The organism is Pseudomonas sp. LFS074, from assembly GCF_047978165.1.
Classification (GTDB): domain Bacteria; phylum Pseudomonadota; class Gammaproteobacteria; order Pseudomonadales; family Pseudomonadaceae; genus Aquipseudomonas; species Aquipseudomonas putida_P.
The window spans coordinates 424,187-442,180 of sequence record NZ_JBFPFV010000002.1; the positions used below are offsets into that span (position 1 = coordinate 424,187).

15 protein-coding genes are annotated in these 17,994 nt (G+C 61.7%); 12 read left to right on the forward strand and 3 right to left on the reverse strand.

What is annotated here, in order from left to right; genetic code table 11:
* Positions 1-6: 6 nt before the first annotated feature.
* The 4 genes from xdhA to guaD all read left to right on the forward strand — a co-directional run bounded on the left by xdhA (position 7) and on the right by guaD (position 6,186).
* Positions 7-1,461: a xanthine dehydrogenase small subunit gene (xdhA, locus tag ACNQP3_RS20040; RefSeq protein WP_003254319.1), complete on the forward strand. Its 1,455-nt coding sequence runs from the start codon at positions 7-9 to the stop codon at positions 1,459-1,461.
* Positions 1,454-3,853: a xanthine dehydrogenase molybdopterin binding subunit gene (gene xdhB, locus ACNQP3_RS20045; RefSeq protein ID WP_019750775.1), complete on the forward strand. Its 2,400-nt coding sequence runs from the start codon at positions 1,454-1,456 to the stop codon at positions 3,851-3,853. Before xdhA ends, xdhB begins: the two co-directional genes overlap by 8 nt.
* A gap of 172 nt (positions 3,854-4,025) precedes the next feature.
* Entirely contained in the window at positions 4,026-4,871 is an 846-nt protein-coding gene (xdhC, locus tag ACNQP3_RS20050; RefSeq protein WP_003254321.1) for a xanthine dehydrogenase accessory protein XdhC, read from the forward strand.
* A 10-nt stretch (positions 4,872-4,881) separates the two neighbouring features.
* A complete protein-coding gene (gene guaD / locus ACNQP3_RS20055; protein ID WP_003254322.1) occupies positions 4,882-6,186 on the forward strand; it encodes a guanine deaminase in 1,305 nt (434 codons plus the stop codon).
* On the opposite strand, the gene aqpZ is transcribed toward guaD, so the two are convergent.
* Together aqpZ and ACNQP3_RS20065 are read right to left on the reverse strand one after the other, a co-directional pair.
* Positions 6,183-6,881: an aquaporin Z gene (gene aqpZ, locus ACNQP3_RS20060; RefSeq protein ID WP_033725980.1), complete on the reverse strand. Its 699-nt coding sequence runs from the start codon at positions 6,879-6,881 to the stop codon at positions 6,183-6,185. The two genes, guaD and aqpZ, sit on opposite strands and share 4 nt — an antisense overlap.
* 149 nt (positions 6,882-7,030) lie before the next feature.
* The gene (locus ACNQP3_RS20065) at positions 7,031-7,786 is read right to left on the reverse strand and encodes a GntR family transcriptional regulator (protein ID WP_004577063.1); all 756 of its coding nucleotides are present in this window, start codon (positions 7,784-7,786) and stop codon (positions 7,031-7,033) included.
* A gap of 283 nt (positions 7,787-8,069) precedes the next feature.
* Here ACNQP3_RS20065 and ACNQP3_RS20070 point away from each other — a divergent pair, with 283 nt between their 5' ends.
* The gene (locus ACNQP3_RS20070; RefSeq protein ID WP_003254327.1) at positions 8,070-9,419 is read left to right on the forward strand and encodes an NCS2 family permease; all 1,350 of its coding nucleotides are present in this window, start codon (positions 8,070-8,072) and stop codon (positions 9,417-9,419) included.
* 612 nt (positions 9,420-10,031) lie between these two features.
* Here ACNQP3_RS20070 and uraH read toward each other — a convergent pair.
* On the reverse strand, positions 10,032-10,385 hold the full coding sequence (uraH, locus tag ACNQP3_RS20075; RefSeq protein WP_003254328.1) for a hydroxyisourate hydrolase: 354 nt from the start codon (positions 10,383-10,385) through the stop codon (positions 10,032-10,034).
* 399 nt (positions 10,386-10,784) lie between these two features.
* Here uraH and puuE point away from each other — a divergent pair, with 399 nt between their 5' ends.
* The 7 genes from puuE to ACNQP3_RS20110 all read left to right on the forward strand — a co-directional run bounded on the left by puuE (position 10,785) and on the right by ACNQP3_RS20110 (position 17,754).
* Entirely contained in the window at positions 10,785-11,711 is a 927-nt protein-coding gene (puuE, locus tag ACNQP3_RS20080) for an allantoinase PuuE (protein WP_003254330.1), read from the forward strand.
* Positions 11,711-12,226 carry a 2-oxo-4-hydroxy-4-carboxy-5-ureidoimidazoline decarboxylase gene (uraD, locus tag ACNQP3_RS20085; RefSeq protein ID WP_004576924.1) on the forward strand — a complete coding sequence of 172 codons (516 nt, stop codon included), beginning with the start codon at positions 11,711-11,713 and terminating at the stop codon, positions 12,224-12,226. The genes puuE and uraD overlap by 1 nt, the downstream gene beginning before the upstream one ends.
* Before the next feature lie 49 nt (positions 12,227-12,275).
* Positions 12,276-12,779, forward strand: a complete 504-nt coding sequence (locus ACNQP3_RS20090) for an ureidoglycolate lyase (RefSeq protein ID WP_003254333.1) — start codon at positions 12,276-12,278, stop codon at positions 12,777-12,779.
* Between the two features lie 44 nt (positions 12,780-12,823).
* Positions 12,824-14,152: a urate hydroxylase PuuD gene (locus ACNQP3_RS20095; protein WP_003254335.1), complete on the forward strand. Its 1,329-nt coding sequence runs from the start codon at positions 12,824-12,826 to the stop codon at positions 14,150-14,152.
* A gap of 186 nt (positions 14,153-14,338) precedes the next feature.
* Positions 14,339-15,694 (forward strand): nucleobase:cation symporter-2 family protein, encoded by a 1,356-nt coding sequence (locus tag ACNQP3_RS20100; protein WP_003254336.1) that lies wholly within the window; start codon positions 14,339-14,341, stop codon positions 15,692-15,694.
* Positions 15,695-15,833: 139 nt separating this feature from the next.
* Complete coding sequence (locus ACNQP3_RS20105; RefSeq protein ID WP_003254337.1) at positions 15,834-16,619, forward strand: outer membrane protein OmpK; 786 nt, start codon at positions 15,834-15,836, stop codon at positions 16,617-16,619.
* 352 nt (positions 16,620-16,971) lie between these two features.
* Positions 16,972-17,754, forward strand: a complete 783-nt coding sequence (locus ACNQP3_RS20110) for an outer membrane protein OmpK (RefSeq protein ID WP_264316388.1) — start codon at positions 16,972-16,974, stop codon at positions 17,752-17,754.
* The last annotated feature ends 240 nt before the right edge of the window (positions 17,755-17,994 follow it).

The window sequence follows — 17,994 nt, forward strand, 5'->3', positions numbered from 1 at the left end:
ATCCCCGTGATCCAGTTTCTCGTCAACCAGGAGCTGCGTAGTGAGCACGCCCTGGACCCTAACATGACAGTGCTGCAGTACCTGCGCGAGCACCTGGGCAAACCCGGCACAAAGGAGGGCTGCGCCAGTGGTGACTGCGGTGCGTGCACCGTGGTGGTCGGTGAACTGAGCCAGGACGACCAAGGCAACGACAGCCTGCGCTACCGCAGCCTCAATTCGTGCCTGACCTTTGTGTCGTCGCTGCACGGCAAGCAACTGATCAGCGTCGAGGGGCTCAAGCACCAAGGCCAGCTGCACAGCGTGCAACAGGCCATGGCCGATTGCCATGGATCGCAGTGCGGCTTCTGCACCCCCGGCTTTGTCATGTCGCTGTTCGCCCTGCAAAAGAACAGCAGCGGCCCTGACCTGCACCAGGCCCAGGAAGCCCTGGCTGGCAACCTGTGCCGCTGCACCGGTTACCGGCCGATCCTCGACGCCGCCGAGCAGAGCTGCCGCCAGCCCTGCCGCGACCAGTTCGATGCCCAGCAGGCGCAAACCATCAGCCGCCTCAAGGCCATTGCCCCGACGCAGACCGGCGAGCTGAACAGCGGCGACAAGCGCTGCCTGGTGCCGCTGACCGTGGCGGATCTGGCCGACCTGTACAGCTCGCACCCCGAAGCGCGGCTGCTGGCCGGTGGTACCGACCTGGCGCTGGAAGTCACCCAGTTCCACAAGACCTTGCCCGTGATGATCTACGTCGGCCACGTGGCCGAGCTCAAGCGCATCGAGAAAACCGCCAGCCACCTGGAAATCGGCGCCGCCACCCCGCTCACCGACTGCTATGGCGCGCTTAACGAGGAATATCCCGACTTCGGCGCCCTGCTGCACCGCTTTGCCTCGCTGCAGATACGCAACCAGGGCACCCTCGGCGGCAACATCGGCAACGCCTCGCCAATCGGCGACTCGCCACCCCTGCTTATCGCCCTGGACGCGCAGGTGGTGCTGCGCCAGGGTGAACGCCAACGGGTGATGCCACTGGAAGACTACTTCATCGACTACCGCATCACGGCTCGCCAGGACAGCGAGTTCATCGAGAAGATCATCGTACCGCGCGCCTCCAGTGACTGGGCGTTCCGCGCCTATAAAGTGTCTAAGCGCCTGGACGACGACATCTCCGCCGTGTGCGCAGCCTTCAACCTGAGCATCGAAGACGGTGTGGTCAGCGGTGTGCGGATCGCCTTCGGCGGCATGGCGGCGATACCCAAGCGCGCCCGTGCCTGCGAGGCAGCGTTGCGCGGCAAGCCGTGGAACCAGGCCGCCATCGAGCGCGCCTGCCAGGCCTTGGCCGAGGACTTCACCCCACTCAGCGACTTCCGCGCCAGCAAGGAATACCGCCTGCTGACCGCGCAGAACCTGCTGCGCAAGTACTTCATCGAACAGCAAACGCCGCACATCGAAACCCGGGTGACCGCTTATGTCTAACCATCACGTAGCCAAAAGCCAGGCCGAGATGGCCGAACTGTTCAGCCAGGACCTGACCACCGGGGTCGGCCGCAGCGTCAAGCACGACAGCGCCGACAAGCATGTATCCGGCGAGGCTGTGTACATCGACGACCGCCTGGAATTCCCCAACCAGTTGCACGTCTACGCCCGCACCGCCGACCGCGCCCATGCGCGCATCCTGCGCATCGACACCACGCCGTGCTATGCCTTCGAGGGTGTGCGCATTGCCATCACCCACGAAGACATCCCCGGCCTGAAAGACATCGGCCCGGTGGTGGCCGGCGACCCATTGCTGGCCATCGACAAGGTCGAGTTCTTCGGCCAGCCGGTGCTCGCTGTCGCTGCCCGCGATCTTGAAACCGCACGTAAAGCGGCCATGGCCGCCATCGTCGAGTACGAAGACCTGGAGCCGGTGCTGGATGTGGTCGATGCACTGCGCAAGAAGCACTTCGTGCTCGACAGCCACACCCACCAGCGCGGCGATTCGGCTGCCGCCCTGGCCAGCGCCCCGCACCGCATTCAGGGCACCCTGCACATCGGCGGCCAGGAGCACTTCTACCTCGAAACGCAGATTTCCTCGGTCATGCCCACCGAAGACGGCGGCATGATCGTCTACTGCTCCACGCAGAACCCCACCGAAGTGCAGAAACTGGTCGCCGAAGTGCTCGACGTGCCGATGAACAAGGTGGTGCTGGACATGCGCCGCATGGGTGGCGGTTTTGGCGGCAAGGAAACCCAGGCCGCCAGCCCGGCATGCCTGTGCGCGGTAGTCGCGCGCCTGACCGGCCAGCCAACCAAGATGCGCCTGCCGCGGGTCGAAGACATGACCATGACCGGCAAGCGCCACCCGTTCTACGTCGAGTATGACGTGGGCTTCGACGACAACGGCCGGCTGCACGGTATCAATTTCGACCTGGCCGGCAACTGCGGCTATTCGCCCGACCTGTCCGGTTCGATCGTCGACCGTGCCATGTTCCACTCCGACAACGCTTACTACTTGGGCGATGCCACCGTCCACGGGCACCGCTGCAAGACCAATACCGCCTCCAACACCGCCTACCGCGGCTTTGGCGGCCCACAGGGTATGGTCGCCATCGAGCAGGTGATGGACCATATCGCCCGTCATCTGGGCCGTGACCCACTGGCCGTGCGCAAGGCCAACTATTACGGCAAGACCGAACGCAACGTCACCCACTACTACCAGACCGTCGAGCACAACATGCTCGAGGAGATGACCGCCGAACTGGAAGCCAGCAGCGACTACGCCGAACGCCGCGAGTCGATCCGCCGCTTCAACGCCAACAGCCCGATCCTGAAGAAAGGCCTGGCACTGACACCGGTCAAGTTCGGCATTTCGTTCACCGCCACCTTCCTCAACCAGGCCGGTGCACTGATCCATATCTACACCGACGGCAGCATTCACCTGAACCACGGCGGCACCGAAATGGGCCAAGGCCTGAACACCAAGGTGGCCCAGGTGGTGGCGCAGATCTTCCAGGTGGACTTCAGCCGCATCCAGATCACCGCCACCAACACCGACAAGGTACCCAACACCTCGCCAACCGCAGCGTCGAGTGGTGCCGACCTGAACGGCAAGGCGGCGCAGAACGCGGCCGAAATCCTCAAGCGGCGCCTGACCGAGTTTGCCGCACGGCACTATCAGGTGACCGAGGAAGACGTCGAATTCCGTAACGGCCATGTGCGGGTGCGCGACCAGATCGTCAGCTTTGAGCAACTGGTGCAGCAGGCTTACTTCGCTCAGGTGTCGCTGTCCAGCACCGGGTTCTACCGCACACCGAAGATCTTCTACGACCGCAGCCAGGCACGCGGCCGGCCGTTCTACTACTTCGCCTTTGGCGCTGCCTGCGTGGAAGTGATCGTCGATACGCTGACCGGCGAATACAAGATGTTGCGCGCCGACATCCTGCACGACGTGGGCGATTCGCTGAACCCTGCGATCGACATCGGCCAGGTGGAAGGCGGTTTCATCCAGGGCATGGGCTGGCTGACCACCGAAGAGCTGGTGTGGAACGCCAAAGGCAAGCTGATGACCAACGGCCCGGCCAGCTACAAGATCCCGGCCGTGGCCGACATGCCACTGGACTTGCGGGTGAAGCTGGTGGAAAACCGCAAGAACCCGGAGGACACCGTGTTCCACTCCAAGGCCGTGGGCGAGCCGCCGTTCATGCTGGGCATTGCCGCCTGGTGCGCGATCAAGGATGCCGTGGCCAGCCTCGCCAACTACCGCGTGCAGCCACAGGTGGACGCGCCGGCAACACCGGAGCGGGTGCTGTGGGGCTGTGAGCAGATGCGCAAGGCGGTGGCTGCCACTCAGTCCGCAGAACCGGAGCTGGAAACCGTCACCCAGTAACGCCGCGCTCCGCTTTTTCTGTGGGAGCGGCCTTGTGTCGCGAAAGGGCTGCGCAGCAGCCCCAAATATGTATGTTGCTTTAAGTATTCTGGGGCCGCTTCGCGCCCCTATCGCGACACAAGGCCGCTCCCACAAAGAAGCGGACCGCGTTGACCTGAAGAGGATCTGCATCATGCACCAATGGATCAACGCCCTCGCCGACCACCAGTCCCGTGGCGAAGCGTGCGTGCTGGTGACCATCATCGAGGAGCGCGGCTCGACCCCGCGTAACGCAGGCTCGAAGATGGTGGTCAGCGCCAGCGGTCTGTTCGACACCATCGGCGGCGGCCACCTGGAATACAAGGCGCTGCACATCGCCCGGCAAATGCTCGAAGCGCAGCGCACCACGCCGCACCTTGAGCGCTTCAGCCTCGGCGCCAGCCTGGGCCAGTGCTGCGGCGGCGTGACCGTGCTGCTGTTCGAACCCATGGCCGCCGTGCAGGCTCAGATCGCCGTGTTCGGCGCGGGCCATGTCGGCAGGGCTCTGGTACCCTTGCTCGCGGCGCTCCCCTGCCGGGTGCGCTGGATCGACTCGCGTGAACAGGAATTCCCCGAGCTCATCCCCAACGGGGTGACCAAGGTGGTCAGTGAAGAGCCGGTCGATGAAGTCGCAGACCTGCCGCCCGGCAGCTACTGCATCGTCATGACCCACAACCACCAGCTCGACCTGGAACTGACCGCCGCCATTCTCAAGCGCAACGATTTCACCTGGTTCGGCCTGATCGGCTCGAAGACCAAACGGGTCAAGTTCGAGCACCGCCTGCGCGAGCGAGGCTTCGACGAGGCCGTCATGGCACGCATGCGCTGCCCGATGGGCCTGGCCGAGGTCAAGGGCAAGCTGCCCATCGAGATCGCCGTGTCTATCGCCGGTGAAATCATTGCCACTTACAACGCCTGCTTCGGCCAGCACGACGCTGCCGCCAATGCCGGCCCCATTGCCCAATTGCTGCCGCCCTCCCGCCGCAGCCAAGCCATTTGACGAGTGTGTTATGACCGTTACCCGCAAAGCCTACCGTGCCGCCATCCTGCACAGCATTGCCGACCCGGCCGAGGTGGGCCTGGAGGCTTCCCATGAATACTACGAAGACGGCCTGCTGGTGGTCGACGATGGCCGCATCAGCGCCGTTGGGCACGCCAGTGAACTGCTCCCGACGCTGGATGCCGGCATCCCGGTCGAGCACTACCAGGACGCGCTGATCACCCCGGGGTTTATCGATACCCACATCCACTTCCCGCAGACCGGCATGATCGGTTCGTACGGCGAGCAGTTGCTGGACTGGCTGAACACCTACACCTTCCCGTGCGAAAAGCAGTTCGCCGACAAAGGCCACGCCGACCAGGTGGCGAAGATCTTCCTCAAGGAACTGCTGCGCAACGGCACCACCACTGCGCTGGTATTCGGCAGCGTGCACCCGGAATCGGTCAACGCCCTGTTCGAAGAGGCCGAGCGCCTGGACCTGCGCCTGATCGCCGGCAAAGTGATGATGGACCGCAATGCCCCAGACTACCTGACCGACACCGCCGAGTCCGGCTATGCCGAAAGCAAGGCACTGATCGAGCGCTGGCACGGCAAAGGCCGCCTGCACTATGCAGTCACCCCGCGCTTCGCCCCGACCAGCACGCCGCAACAGTTGACCCTGGCCGGCCAACTGCTCAAGGAACACCCCGGCGTGTACATGCACACGCACCTGTCGGAAAACCTCAAGGAAATCGACTGGGTCAAGTCGCTGTTCCCCGAGCAGAAGGGTTACCTGGACGTCTACGACCACTTCGAGCTGCTGGGCGAGCGCTCGGTGTTCGCCCACGGCGTGCACCTGTGCGACGACGAGTGCCAGCGCCTGGCCGAAACCGGCTCGGCCGTGGCCTTCTGCCCCACCTCCAACCTGTTCCTCGGCAGTGGCCTGTTCAACCTGCCCCAGGCCGAGCGGTTCAAGGTCAACGTGGGCCTGGGTACCGACGTTGGCGCCGGCACCAGCTTCTCTCTGCTTAACACCCTGAACGAGGCATACAAGGTGATGCAGCTGCAAGGCGCGCGCCTGCATCCGTACAAATCGCTGTACCTGGCCACCCTCGGCGGCGCCCGCGCACTGCGCCTGGACGACCGTATCGGTAGCCTGCGCCCAGGCAACGATGCCGACTTCGTGGTGCTGGACTACAAGGCCACACCACTGCTGGACTACCGCATCCAGCAGTCCAACAGCATCGAAGAAACCTTGTTCGTGCTCACTACCCTGGGCGATGACCGTACCGTGCGTGAAACCTACGCCGCCGGGCGCTGCGTGCACCAGCGCTAAGGTTCTTTCGCCAGGCCCCGATACAGCGCGCCGCCGATTGCAGCACCGATCAGCGGCGCCACCCAGAACAGCCACAGCTGCTGCAGGGCCCAGCCACCGACGAACAAGGCCGGCCCCGTGCTACGCGCGGGGTTGACCGAAGTATTGGTGATCGGGATCGAGATCAGGTGGATCAGGGTAAGGGCCAGGCCGATGGCGATGGGTGCGAAACCTGCCGGTGCGCGGGCGTCGGTCGCCCCCATGATGACCACCAGGAACATCGCCGTCATCACCACTTCACTGACAAAGCCTGCACCCAGCGTATAGCCACCGGGCGAATGGTCGGCGTAGCCGTTTGAAGCCAACCCCGAAGACAGCTCGAACCCGGCCTTGCCGCTGGCGATGAGGTAGATCACCCCGGCCGCCAGGATGGCACCGATCACCTGGGCGATCACATAAGGCAGCAGCTCTTTGGCCGGGAAGCGCCCGCCGACCACCAGCCCGAACGACACGGCAGGGTTTAGATGGCAACCCGAGATATGGCCGATGGCAAAGGCCATGGTCAGTACGGTGAGGCCGAAGGCGAAGGCGACACCGAGCACACCGATGCCGAGAGGGGAACTGGCTGCGAGTACCGCACTGCCACAGCCACCAAGGACCAGCCAGAAGGTGCCGATCAGTTCGGCACCCATGCGTTTACCGAGGGACATGCTCATGAACCCATTCCTCAAGAAGTTGAACGCAACGAATGCGCAAGCCCAACTGCTTGATGAAGGTTTGCTCACAAGAATTTAGCAGACCTTTGGGTTATGGCCAGTAGTGGCTAGGGGCTGATTTGCAGCCCCTCGATCACACCGGCAAACGTTCAACCCTTGACGGAAACCTTGGGCTTTTTCAGCAAATGCGAGAACACCGCATGCAAATCGTCCGAGGCGCTCTCCTCGTCCAGGTTCAGCTTGCTGTCGATGTGGTCCATGTGATGCATCATCAGGCTCACGGCCTGCTCGGCATCGCGCGCCTCGATGGCATCGATGAGCTGCATGTGCTCATCGTAAGAGCAGTGCGAGCGGTTGCCGCTTTCGTACTGGGCAATGATCAGCGAAGTCTGCGATACCAGGCTGCGCTGGAAACTTACCAGCGGTGCATTGCCCGCCGCTTCGGCCAGCTTGAGGTGGAACTCACCGGACAGGCGAATGCCGGCACCCCGGTCACCGCGCGAAAAGCTGTCGCGCTCCTCACGCACCATCTGCCGCAGCTCGTTAAGCTGATCGGGGGTGGCATGCTGCACCGCCAGCTCGGTGATGGCGCGTTCGACCATGCGCCGCGAGAAGAACACCTGGCGCGCCTCTTCTACAGTCGGGCTGGCCACCACCGCGCCGCGGTTCGGCCGCAGCAGCACCACGCTTTCGTGGGCCAGGCGCGACAAGGCGCGGCGGATGATGGTGCGGCTGACGCCAAAGATCTCGCCCAGCGCTTCCTCGCTCAACTTGGTGCCCGGAGCCAGACGCTGCTCGAGGATCGCCTCGAAAATATGCGCGTAGACGATGTCGTCCTGGGTACCGCTGCGGCCGGCCTTGCCGACTCGTGCAGGTTTTTTCAGAGGTTGCAGCTGTTCGTTCATGGGCTCTCGAGGCACGAAGAGAAAGTATGGCGCCATTGTACACAGGCTGAGGCGATTCCGCAGGGGGCGTTTTACCTATATAGCCGTTGTACGACGCATTGCGCATACAAAACATAAAACATTATTTGCTTTATTTGTACACAAAAGCATAATCCATCGAGCAACTTCTTGACCCTTGAGTCAACAAAAAGGTCAGACGTCTGCCTTCCCTCGCGGAGCCGCCAAGTGCATTGCGCAGGAAACTGGCTCCATAACAACAAGAAAGACTTGAGGAGTACCCGCTGTGGAAAGCCGCAAATCCGAAGCCCCTACGCTGGATCTTGCTCCGCCGCTCGAAACGAGCTGGCTGGAGCGGATTTTCAAACTCAAGCAACACGGCAGCACTGTCAAAACCGAAATGATCGCTGGGGTGACCACCTTCATCACCATGGCCTACATCATCTTCGTCAACCCCAACATCATGGCCGACGCCGGCATCGACCATGGTGCCGCTTTTGTCGCCACCTGCATCGCCGCCGCGCTGGGCTGCCTGCTGATGGGCCTGTACGCCAACTGGCCGGTGGGCCTGGCGCCGGGCATGGGGCTCAATGCTTTCTTTACCTACACCGTGGTCGGCACCATGGGCTACAACTGGGAAACGGCGCTGGGGGCGGTATTCGTCTCCGGCGTGTTGTTCATGTTCCTGACCTTGTCGAAAGTGCGCGAATGGCTGCTCAACAGCATCCCGGTCAGCCTGCGCCATGCCATGGGGGCCGGCGTCGGATTGTTTCTCGGGCTGATCGGCCTGAAGACCGCAGGCATCATCGTCGACAGCCCCGCCACCCTGATCAAGCTGGGCTCGTTGCATGAGCCGGGGCCGCTGCTGGCGGCCGTGTGCTTCCTGCTGATTGCCATCCTCAGCTACAAGCGGGTATTCGGCGCGATCCTGATCAGCATCATTGGTGTCACCCTGGCGGGCTGGGGCCTGGGCCTGGTCAAGTTTGGCGGGGTGATGTCGATGCCCCCAAGCCTGGCACCGACCTGGATGGCCATGGACGTGGCTGGCGTGTTCAATGTCAGCATGATCAGCGTGGTGCTGGCGTTCCTGTTCGTGCACATGTTCGACACTGCCGGCACGCTGATGGGCGTAGCGCAACGGGCCAACCTGGTGGCGCCGGACGGGCGGATCGAGAACCTGTCGAAGGCGTTGAAGGCTGACAGTGCCTCGAGTGTGTTCGGCGCGGTGGTCGGTGTACCGCCGGTGACCAGCTATGTGGAGAGTGCTGCGGGGGTTGCCGCAGGTGGCCGAACTGGCCTGACGGCTGTGGTGGTAGGCCTGCTGTTCATCGCCGCGATGTTCTTCGCGCCGCTGGCCGGGATGATTCCGGCCTATGCGACAGCAGGTGCGCTGATCTACGTTGCAATGCTGATGATGGGCAGCATGGCGCACATTCATTGGGATGAGGCCACCGACAGCATTCCGGCGATCGTCACAGTGATCATGATGCCGCTGACGTTCTCGGTCGCCGATGGTATTGCCCTGGGCTTCATCAGCTATGTGGCACTGAAGGCGGGTACCGGCAAATACAAGGAAATCTCGGCCAGCCTGTGGGTGCTGTGCGCGATCTTCATTGCCAAGTTCGTGTTCCTCTGACCGAGGGCGCTTGGCTTTACATTTCCAGTGTTCTCGAAATCGAGCGCCGCCTGCGCGGCGCGTCGCGACCAAGGTCGTTCCTACGCTTGTTTCGGGCCATTAATGCCTGCGAGGTACGCGCGCGAACGCCTAGTTGGTACGCCGCGATATGGCGCCCTTGCTCAACATTTGAAAGGCCTGCGCGGTCGCCCGTAGGAGCGGGTTTACCCGCGAAAGGGCCGGCCCTGCTGGCCTATCTCCACCCGCCGCTCAGCGTTGCCGCCACCACCGTATTCGCGGGTAAACCCGCTCCTACGCCTGATCGGGGATGGACACGCATGGGTGATTGGACACAGGCCGTCGCGTAGGAGCGGGTTCACCCGCGAAAGGGCCGGGCCTGCTGGCCAATCTCCACCCGCCGTTCACCGTTGCCGCCGCTACCGTATTCGCGGGTAAACCCGCTCCTACACCTGATTGGGGGTGGACACACATCGGTGATTGAGCGCAGGCCGTCGTAGGAGCGGGTTCACCCGCGAAGAGGCCGGCACAGGCCACACAAAAACAGCAGACGAAAAAAAGCCCGCCAGTGTGAGAGCGGGCCAAAGGACCTACGAAGATTCTTCTAGCGACCAACTAGCTTCCACGATAGGTCGAATAGCTGTACGGCGAAATCAGCAGCGGCACGTGGTAGTGCTCCTGCGACTCGTCGATGCCAAAGCGCAGCACGACAACATCCAGAAACGCCTGGGCCGGCAATTGCACGCCACGGGCGCGGTAGTAATCCCCTGCGCTGAACTGCAACTGGTAAACGCCAGTGCGGTAATCGTCCCCCTGCAGCAGCGGCGCGTCGACGCGGCCATCGCTGTTGGTCAGGGCGGTGTTCACCAGCTCCAGCTGCTGGCCTTCGACGCGGTACAGCTCGACCTTGATCGAGCTACCCGGGCAGCCATGCGCGGCATCCAGTACGTGTGTGGTCAAACGTCCCATTGCGTGTCGCCTCTTGTTCAATCTGTGGGCAAAAAATACTCAGCCATCGCACCAGCTTAGCGCCTGCGGCAGGCGGGAATGACGTTATTAAGACATTCCATCCAAGGATTGTACACAATTTTTTGATCCCCTCTGTCACACCCTCCCTTTGCTGCCCATAAACGCCCCATCGGTCGCAAATACACGCACCATAACGATGCCAACCTCATTAGCTGACCAAACAGGCAGGTTTCTTGCACTGTATTTCCAGGTCGCTGTCAGGCGACAAAAGGGAAGAAATGCGGAAAAACAGGCTTACAAAAGATTTCAGAAGTTGTATACAATCAGCCCATCCGGTGGTGCGACATACCGACGCGGCCCGCCCACCCCCCGCACTAACGCACAAGAAGGAAGACTGCAGTGAGCGCTGATTACCCTCGCGACCTGATCGGTTACGGCAACAACCCTCCTCACCCGCAATGGCCGGGTAACGCCCGCATCGCGCTGTCTTTCGTCCTCAATTACGAGGAAGGTGGCGAACGCAACATCCTGCACGGTGACAAGGAATCCGAAGCCTTCCTGTCCGAGATGGTCGCTGCCCAACCCCTGCAGGGCCAGCGCAACATGAGCATGGAGTCGCTGTATGAATACGGCAGCCGTGCCGGTGTGTGGCGCCTGCTGAAGCTGTTCAAGGACAGCGGCGTGCCACTCACCGTCTTCGCCGTGGCCATGGCCGCCCAGCGCCACCCCGACGTGATCCGCGCCATGGTCGAAGCCGGCCACGAGATCTGCAGCCACGGCTACCGCTGGATCGACTACCAGAACATGGACGAGGCCCAGGAGCGCGAGCACATGCTCGAAGCCATCCGTATCCTCACCGAACTCACCGGCGAGCGCCCGCTGGGCTGGTACACCGGCCGTACCGGCCCGAACACCCGCCGGCTGGTGATGGAGGAAGGTGGCTTCCTCTATGACAGCGACACCTACGACGACGACCTGCCCTACTGGGAGCCGAACAACCCCACCGGCAAGCCGCACCTGGTGATCCCCTACACCCTGGATACCAACGACATGCGCTTCACCCAGGTACAGGGCTTCAACTGCGGCGAGCAGTTCTTCCAGTACCTGAAAGACGCCTTTGATGTGCTGTACGCCGAAGGCGCCGAAGCACCGAAAATGCTTTCCATCGGCCTGCACTGCCGCCTGGTCGGCCGCCCGGCACGCCTGGCTGCACTCAAGCGCTTCGTCGATTACGCAAAAAGTCATGACCAGGTCTGGTTCGCCCGTCGCGTGGATATCGCCCGCCACTGGCACACCACCCACCCGTACAAGAAAGAGAACGCCTGATGACCGCCTTCAATACCCTCAAACCATCCGCCCTGGACCGCGACGCCTTCGTCAAGGCCTTCGCCGACATCTACGAGCACTCGCCGTGGGTTGCCGAAAAAGCCTATGACCTGGGCCAACTGGGCGAGCTGGACGAGATCGAGGCGCTGCACCAGCGCATGAGCGACATCCTGCTCAGCGCCAACCACGCTGACCAGCTCGCGCTGATCAATGCTCACCCGGACCTGGCAGGCAAGGCCGCCATCCAGGGCGAACTGACCGAATCGAGCACCAACGAACAGGCCGGTGCCGGTATCCACCAGTGCACCGCCGAAGAGTTCGCCCGGTTCACCGAACTGAACGATGCCTACAAGGCCAAGTTCCAGTTCCCGTTCATCATGGCGGTGAAGGGCAGCAACCGGCACCAGATTCTCGCCGCCTTTGAAAAACGCATCCACAACGATGCCGATGCCGAATTCAAGGAAGCCCTGGCGCAGATCAACCTGATCGCCCTGTTCCGCCTGCTGCAGCTGTAAGCAACAGCCGAACCTTATTCAGAAAACGAACAATAGAAGAGATAACCGCATGCGCACCCTGATGATCGAGCCCTTGACCAAAGAAGCCTTCGCCCAGTTCGGAGACGTGATCGAAACCGACGGCAGCGACCACTTCATGATCAACAACGGCTCGACCATGCGCTTTCACAAGCTCGCCACGGTCGAAACCGCCGAGCCTGAAGACAAGGCGATCATCAGCATCTTCCGCGCCGACGCGCAGGACATGCCGCTGACCGTGCGCATGCTGGAACGCCATCCGCTGGGCAGCCAGGCTTTTATCCCGCTGCTCGGCAACCCCTTTCTGATCGTGGTCGCGCCCGTTGGCGATGCACCTGTATCAGGCTTGGTCCGAGCCTTCCGCAGTAATGGCAGGCAGGGCGTTAATTACCATCGCGGCGTCTGGCACCACCCGGTGCTGACGATCGAAAAGCGGGATGATTTCCTGGTGGTTGATCGCAGTGGTTCTGGCAACAACTGCGATGAGCATTACTTCACCGAGGAACAGATGCTGATCCTCAATCCCCACCAATAAGAAAAGGTCAGTCATCTTCTCGGTGACTGGCAGAGGTACATACTGTGGAAGCACACCTTCACGAATGGCTGAACCTGAGCATTCGCTGGGTTCACATGATCACCGGCGTTGCCTGGATCGGTGCATCGTTCTACTTCGTCTGGCTGGAGAACCACCTGAACCGAAGCAACCCGCGCGATGGGTTGTCGGGTGATCTCTGGGCGATTCACGGCGGTGGTATCTACCACCTGGAGAAATACAAGCTCGCCCCCCCGAAAATGCCCGAGAACCTGCACTGGTTCAAATGGGAAGCCTACTTCACCTGGATGTCCGGTATCGCCCTGCTGTGCGTGGTGTTCTACTGGAACCCGGCGCTGTACCTGCTGGCGCCTGGCAGCACCCTGAGCGGTGCCGAAGGCGTGGCTATCGGTATCGGTTCGCTGATCGCTGGCTGGTTCATCTATGACTTCCTGTGCGACTCGCCCTTGGGCAAGAAGCCAGCGCTGCTCGGTGGTGTGCTGTTCGTGCTGATCATCGCTGCCTGCTGGGGCTTCAGCCTGGTGTTCAGCGGCCGTGGTGCCTACCTGCACACCGGCGCGATCATCGGCACCATCATGGTCGGTAACGTGTTCCGCATCATCATGCCGGCCCAACGCCAGCTGGTGGCGGCGATCGAGAACAATCAGACGCCCGACCCGGTACTGCCGGCCAAGGGCCTGCTGCGCTCGCGTCACAACAACTACTTCACCCTGCCGGTGCTGTTCATCATGATCAGCAACCATTTCCCGAGCACCTACGGTAGCCAGTACAACTGGCTGATCCTGGCCGGTATCGCAGTAGCCGCGGTTCTGATCCGCCACTACTTCAACACCCGCCACGACAGCAACAAGTACGCCTGGACCCTGCCCGTCGGCGCCTTGGCAATGATCTGCCTGGCCTACGTTACCGGCCCGAAACCGATGGCCGTAAGCCCTGAGCAAGCCGCAGCGAAGATCGAGTACCAACCGCTGCCGGCAACTGCCGTAGGCGGCAAGACCGCTGCCGAGCAGCGTGCCGAGGACGCCGCCAAGGCTGCCGAAGCACCCGCCGCACCTGCGCAAGCACCGGCCCAGGCCGCTGCCCAGGCCGGTGGTGGCGACTTCGACAAGATCCACAATGTCATCCAGGAACGCTGCACCGTGTGCCACTCGTCCAAGCCGACCAGCCCACTGTTCAGCGCCGCTCCTGCCGGCGTGATGTTCGACACTCCGCAGCAGATCCAGGCCCAGGCCGCGCGCATTCAGGCGCAAGCGGTTGCCAGCCAGATCATGCCGCTGGGCAACATCACCCAGATGACCACCGAAGAGCGCAAGCTCGTCGGCGACTGGATCGCCAAAGGCGCCCAGGTCAACTGACAGCACCTCGCCAGGCAACCCGCCTCCCAAGGGAATCACCTTCCCCTGTAGGAGCGGGCTTGCCCGCGAAGAGGCCGGAAGCCCCGGCCTCAAGCTCCATGTGTTACGCAACAAGCAAGCATCGAGCGCGCAGGCATGAGGCCTGCCGCTTGGATCCGAGAATAAAAACAAAACTCGAGGTGCTGCATGTCCGAGTCACGCAAGGCGTATATCCCCATTGCGCCGCCGCGAGAACCCTTGCCCCTGTTCCAACTGTTCCTGGTTGGCCTGCAACACGTTCTGCTGATGTACGGTGGCGCGATCGCCGTGCCGTTGATCATCGGCCAGGCCGCCGGGTTGTCCCGTGAAGAAGTCGCTTTCCTGATCAACGCCGACCTGCTGGTCGCTGGCGTCGCTACCATCATCCAGTCGTTCGGTATCGGCCCGGTGGGCATCCGCATGCCGGTGATGATGGGTGCCAGTTTCGCTGCCGTCGGCAGCATGGTGGCCATGGCCGGCATGCCCGGCGTGGGCCTGCAGGGGATCTTCGGCGCGACCATCGCTGCCGGGTTCTTCGGCATGCTGATCGCGCCGTTCATGTCCAAGGTTGTCCGCTTCTTCCCCCCACTGGTCACCGGTACGGTGATCACCTCGATTGGCCTGTCGCTGTTCCCGGTGGCCGTCAACTGGGCCGGTGGCGGCCAAGACGCTCAAACGTTCGGCTCGCCGATCTACCTGCTGGTGGCCGGCCTGGTACTGGCCGTTATCCTGCTGATCAACCGCTTCATGCGCGGTTTCTGGGTCAACGTGTCGGTACTGGTGGGCATGGGCCTTGGCTACATCCTGGCCGGCTCCATCGGCATGGTCGACCTGTCGGGTCTGAATGAAGCACCGTGGTTGCAGGTGGTCACCCCGCTGCACTTTGGCATGCCGACCTTCAGCCTGGCGCCGATTCTGTCCATGTGCCTGGTAGTGGTGATCATCTTCGTCGAGTCCACCGGCATGTTCCTGGCCCTGGGCAAGGTGACCGATCGCGAAGTCACCCCTGGCATGCTGCGTCGCGGCCTGCTGTGCGATGCCGGTGCGTCGTTCATTGCGGGCTTCTTCAACACCTTCACCCACTCCTCGTTCGCCCAGAACATCGGCCTGGTGCAGATGACCGGGGTGCGCTGCCGCTATGTCACCATCGTGGCCGGTGCACTGCTGATCCTGCTCAGCCTGCTGCCCAAGGCGGCCTTCCTGATTGCCTCGATCCCGCCTGCGGTACTGGGCGGCGCGTCCATCGCCATGTTCGGCATGGTCACCGCCACCGGGATCAAGATTCTTCAGGAGGCGGACATCGGCGACCGCCGCAACCAGCTGTTGGTTGCCGTGAGCGTCGGCTTCGGGTTGATCCCCGTGGTGCGTCCGGAGTTCTTTGCCCAGATGCCACAGTGGATGGAACCCATCACCCACAGCGGTATCGCCATGGCCACGGTCTGTGCCCTGGTGTTGAACGTTCTGTTCAACATCCTTGGCGGTGCCGACCGCGCAATGCACAACGACGTCTGTCACCAGCATTGAGCCAAAAGGGGCGGTGCATGACCGCCCCTCATCACCTCTGCAGTAACCGCTACGCCGTCGACCCGCCGGAATGGGTCGCCCGGGGCGCCTGCGCGCCAAAAAAACCGCCAACAAAAACAATAAGTCCGGGAATCACAACATGAAGCGCATCACCACGTCCCTGTTGTTGGGCAGCAGCCTGCTGGCCACCCTACCCTCGCACGCAGGCGAATGGCTGCAATGGCACGGCGAAAGCCTGACCTACCTGTACGGCAAGGACTTCAAGGTCAACCCTGATATCCAGCAGACCATCACCTTCGAGCACGCCAACAAATGGAAGTACGGCGACACCTTCATGTTCGTCGACAAGATCTTCTACAACGGCAAGGCCGACCCCGGCAAAGGTGTGACCACCTACTACGGCGAGTTCAGCCCACGCCTGTCATTGGGCAAGATCTTCGACCGCAAGCTTGCCTTCGGTCCGATCAAGGACGTGCTGCTGGCCATGACCTACGAGCGCGGTGAAGGCGACAACGAGGCCTACCTGATCGGCCCAGGCTTTGACTTGAACATCCCCGGCTTCAACTATTTCACCCTCAATTTCTACGTGCGTAACACCGAAGGCAGCCGCCCCGGTGACAATGTCTGGCAGATTACCCCCGGCTGGTCGTACACCCTCCCTGTCGGCCGGTCAGACATTCTGATCGACGGTTACATGGACTGGGTTACCGACAACGACCAGACCCGCCGTGGCACCTATCACGCCAACCTGCACTTCAACCCGCAGGTTAAATACGACCTGGGCAAGGCGCTGAACCTGGGCGCCAAGCAGCTCTACGTCGGCTTTGAATACAGCTACTGGAAAGACAAGTACGGCATTGACAGCCGCGGCAACCTGGACAGCAACCAGAGCGTGGCCAGTGCGCTGATCAAGGTGCACTTCTAGGAAGTTGACCAAACGCACAAGTTTGAATCACCCCGCTCCAGGACGGAGCACTTGAGGCGCGGCGCGCAAGCCAGTAATCTGCGCGCCCCCTCGATCAGGGCAGAACGGATTCTGCCTGCGTTTACTGACCGCTCAGTCAATGAATATGGGCGGTTGGCCAACGTGTTGCCAGCCTGAAAGACCCTTTTCATCCGTTCAGAACGAAGTCGAGCAGGAAGGTTTTGCCAACCCGGAAAAGTTGGCTCGACCCTTGCCAAACAGCTGTGGCCTATCGAAAAAAGCTGACTTAAAAGACAAAAAAGCGCCGACAACGAGCGCTGACAACAGATCAATCAAGGGAGCGACACTCGCAATGCGTACCATCAACAGCCTGATCCTTGCCGGCGGCCTGCTGGCCTGCGGCACCACCTTCGGCAGCGACCTGCTGCAATGGCAGAACAACAGCCTGACCTACCTGTGGGGCAAGAACTTCAAGGTCAACCCCGAGACCCAGCAAACATTCACCTTCGAACACGCCGACGCGTGGAAGTACGGCGATAACTTCTTCTTCGTCGACAAGATCTTCTACCAAGGCAAGAAGGACGCCAGCAACGGCCCCAACACCTACTATGGCGAGTTCAGCCCACGCCTGTCGTTCGGCAAGATCTTCGACCAGAAGCTGGAGTTGGGCCCGGTCAAGGACGTGCTGCTGGCGATGACCTACGAGTTTGGCGAGGGTGACACCGAGTCTTACCTGATCGGCCCGGGCTTCGACCTGGCCATCCCGGGCTTCGACTACTTCCAGCTGAACTTCTACAACCGCACCACCGACGGCAGCCGCGCCGGCGACAACGTGTGGCAGATCACCCCGGTGTGGTCGTACACCATTCCGGTCGGCGATTCCGACGTGCTGATCGACGGCTTCATGGACTGGGTGGTGGACAACGACGAGAACCGCCGCGGCACCTACCAGGCCAACCTGCACTTCAACCCGCAGATCAAGTATGACCTGGGCAAGGCATTGCACCTGGGTGAGAAACAGCTGTATGTGGGTGTGGAGTATGACTACTGGAAGAACAAGTACGGCATCAAGGACAGCGATGCCTTCACTACCGACCAGAACACCATGAGCTTCTTGGTGAAAGTGCACTTCTGACGCACTGAAAAGTTAACAGCGCCGTTATGTAGCGGCGCTGTTACGCAGTAAAAAATCAGCTTTAACTTACACGCTCACAGGCATTTATCCACTGGCGCGACGTTTTGCCTGGCAGCGGCGACGCAGCCCTGTGGTGGCGTCTGCTGGCCACGCACAGAACGCCTCATGGCCACCGCTCAAACTTTTGACATTTTTTTTGCATAGCCTGAACTAATCTGCTTTTCTTCGCACCACTCCAAA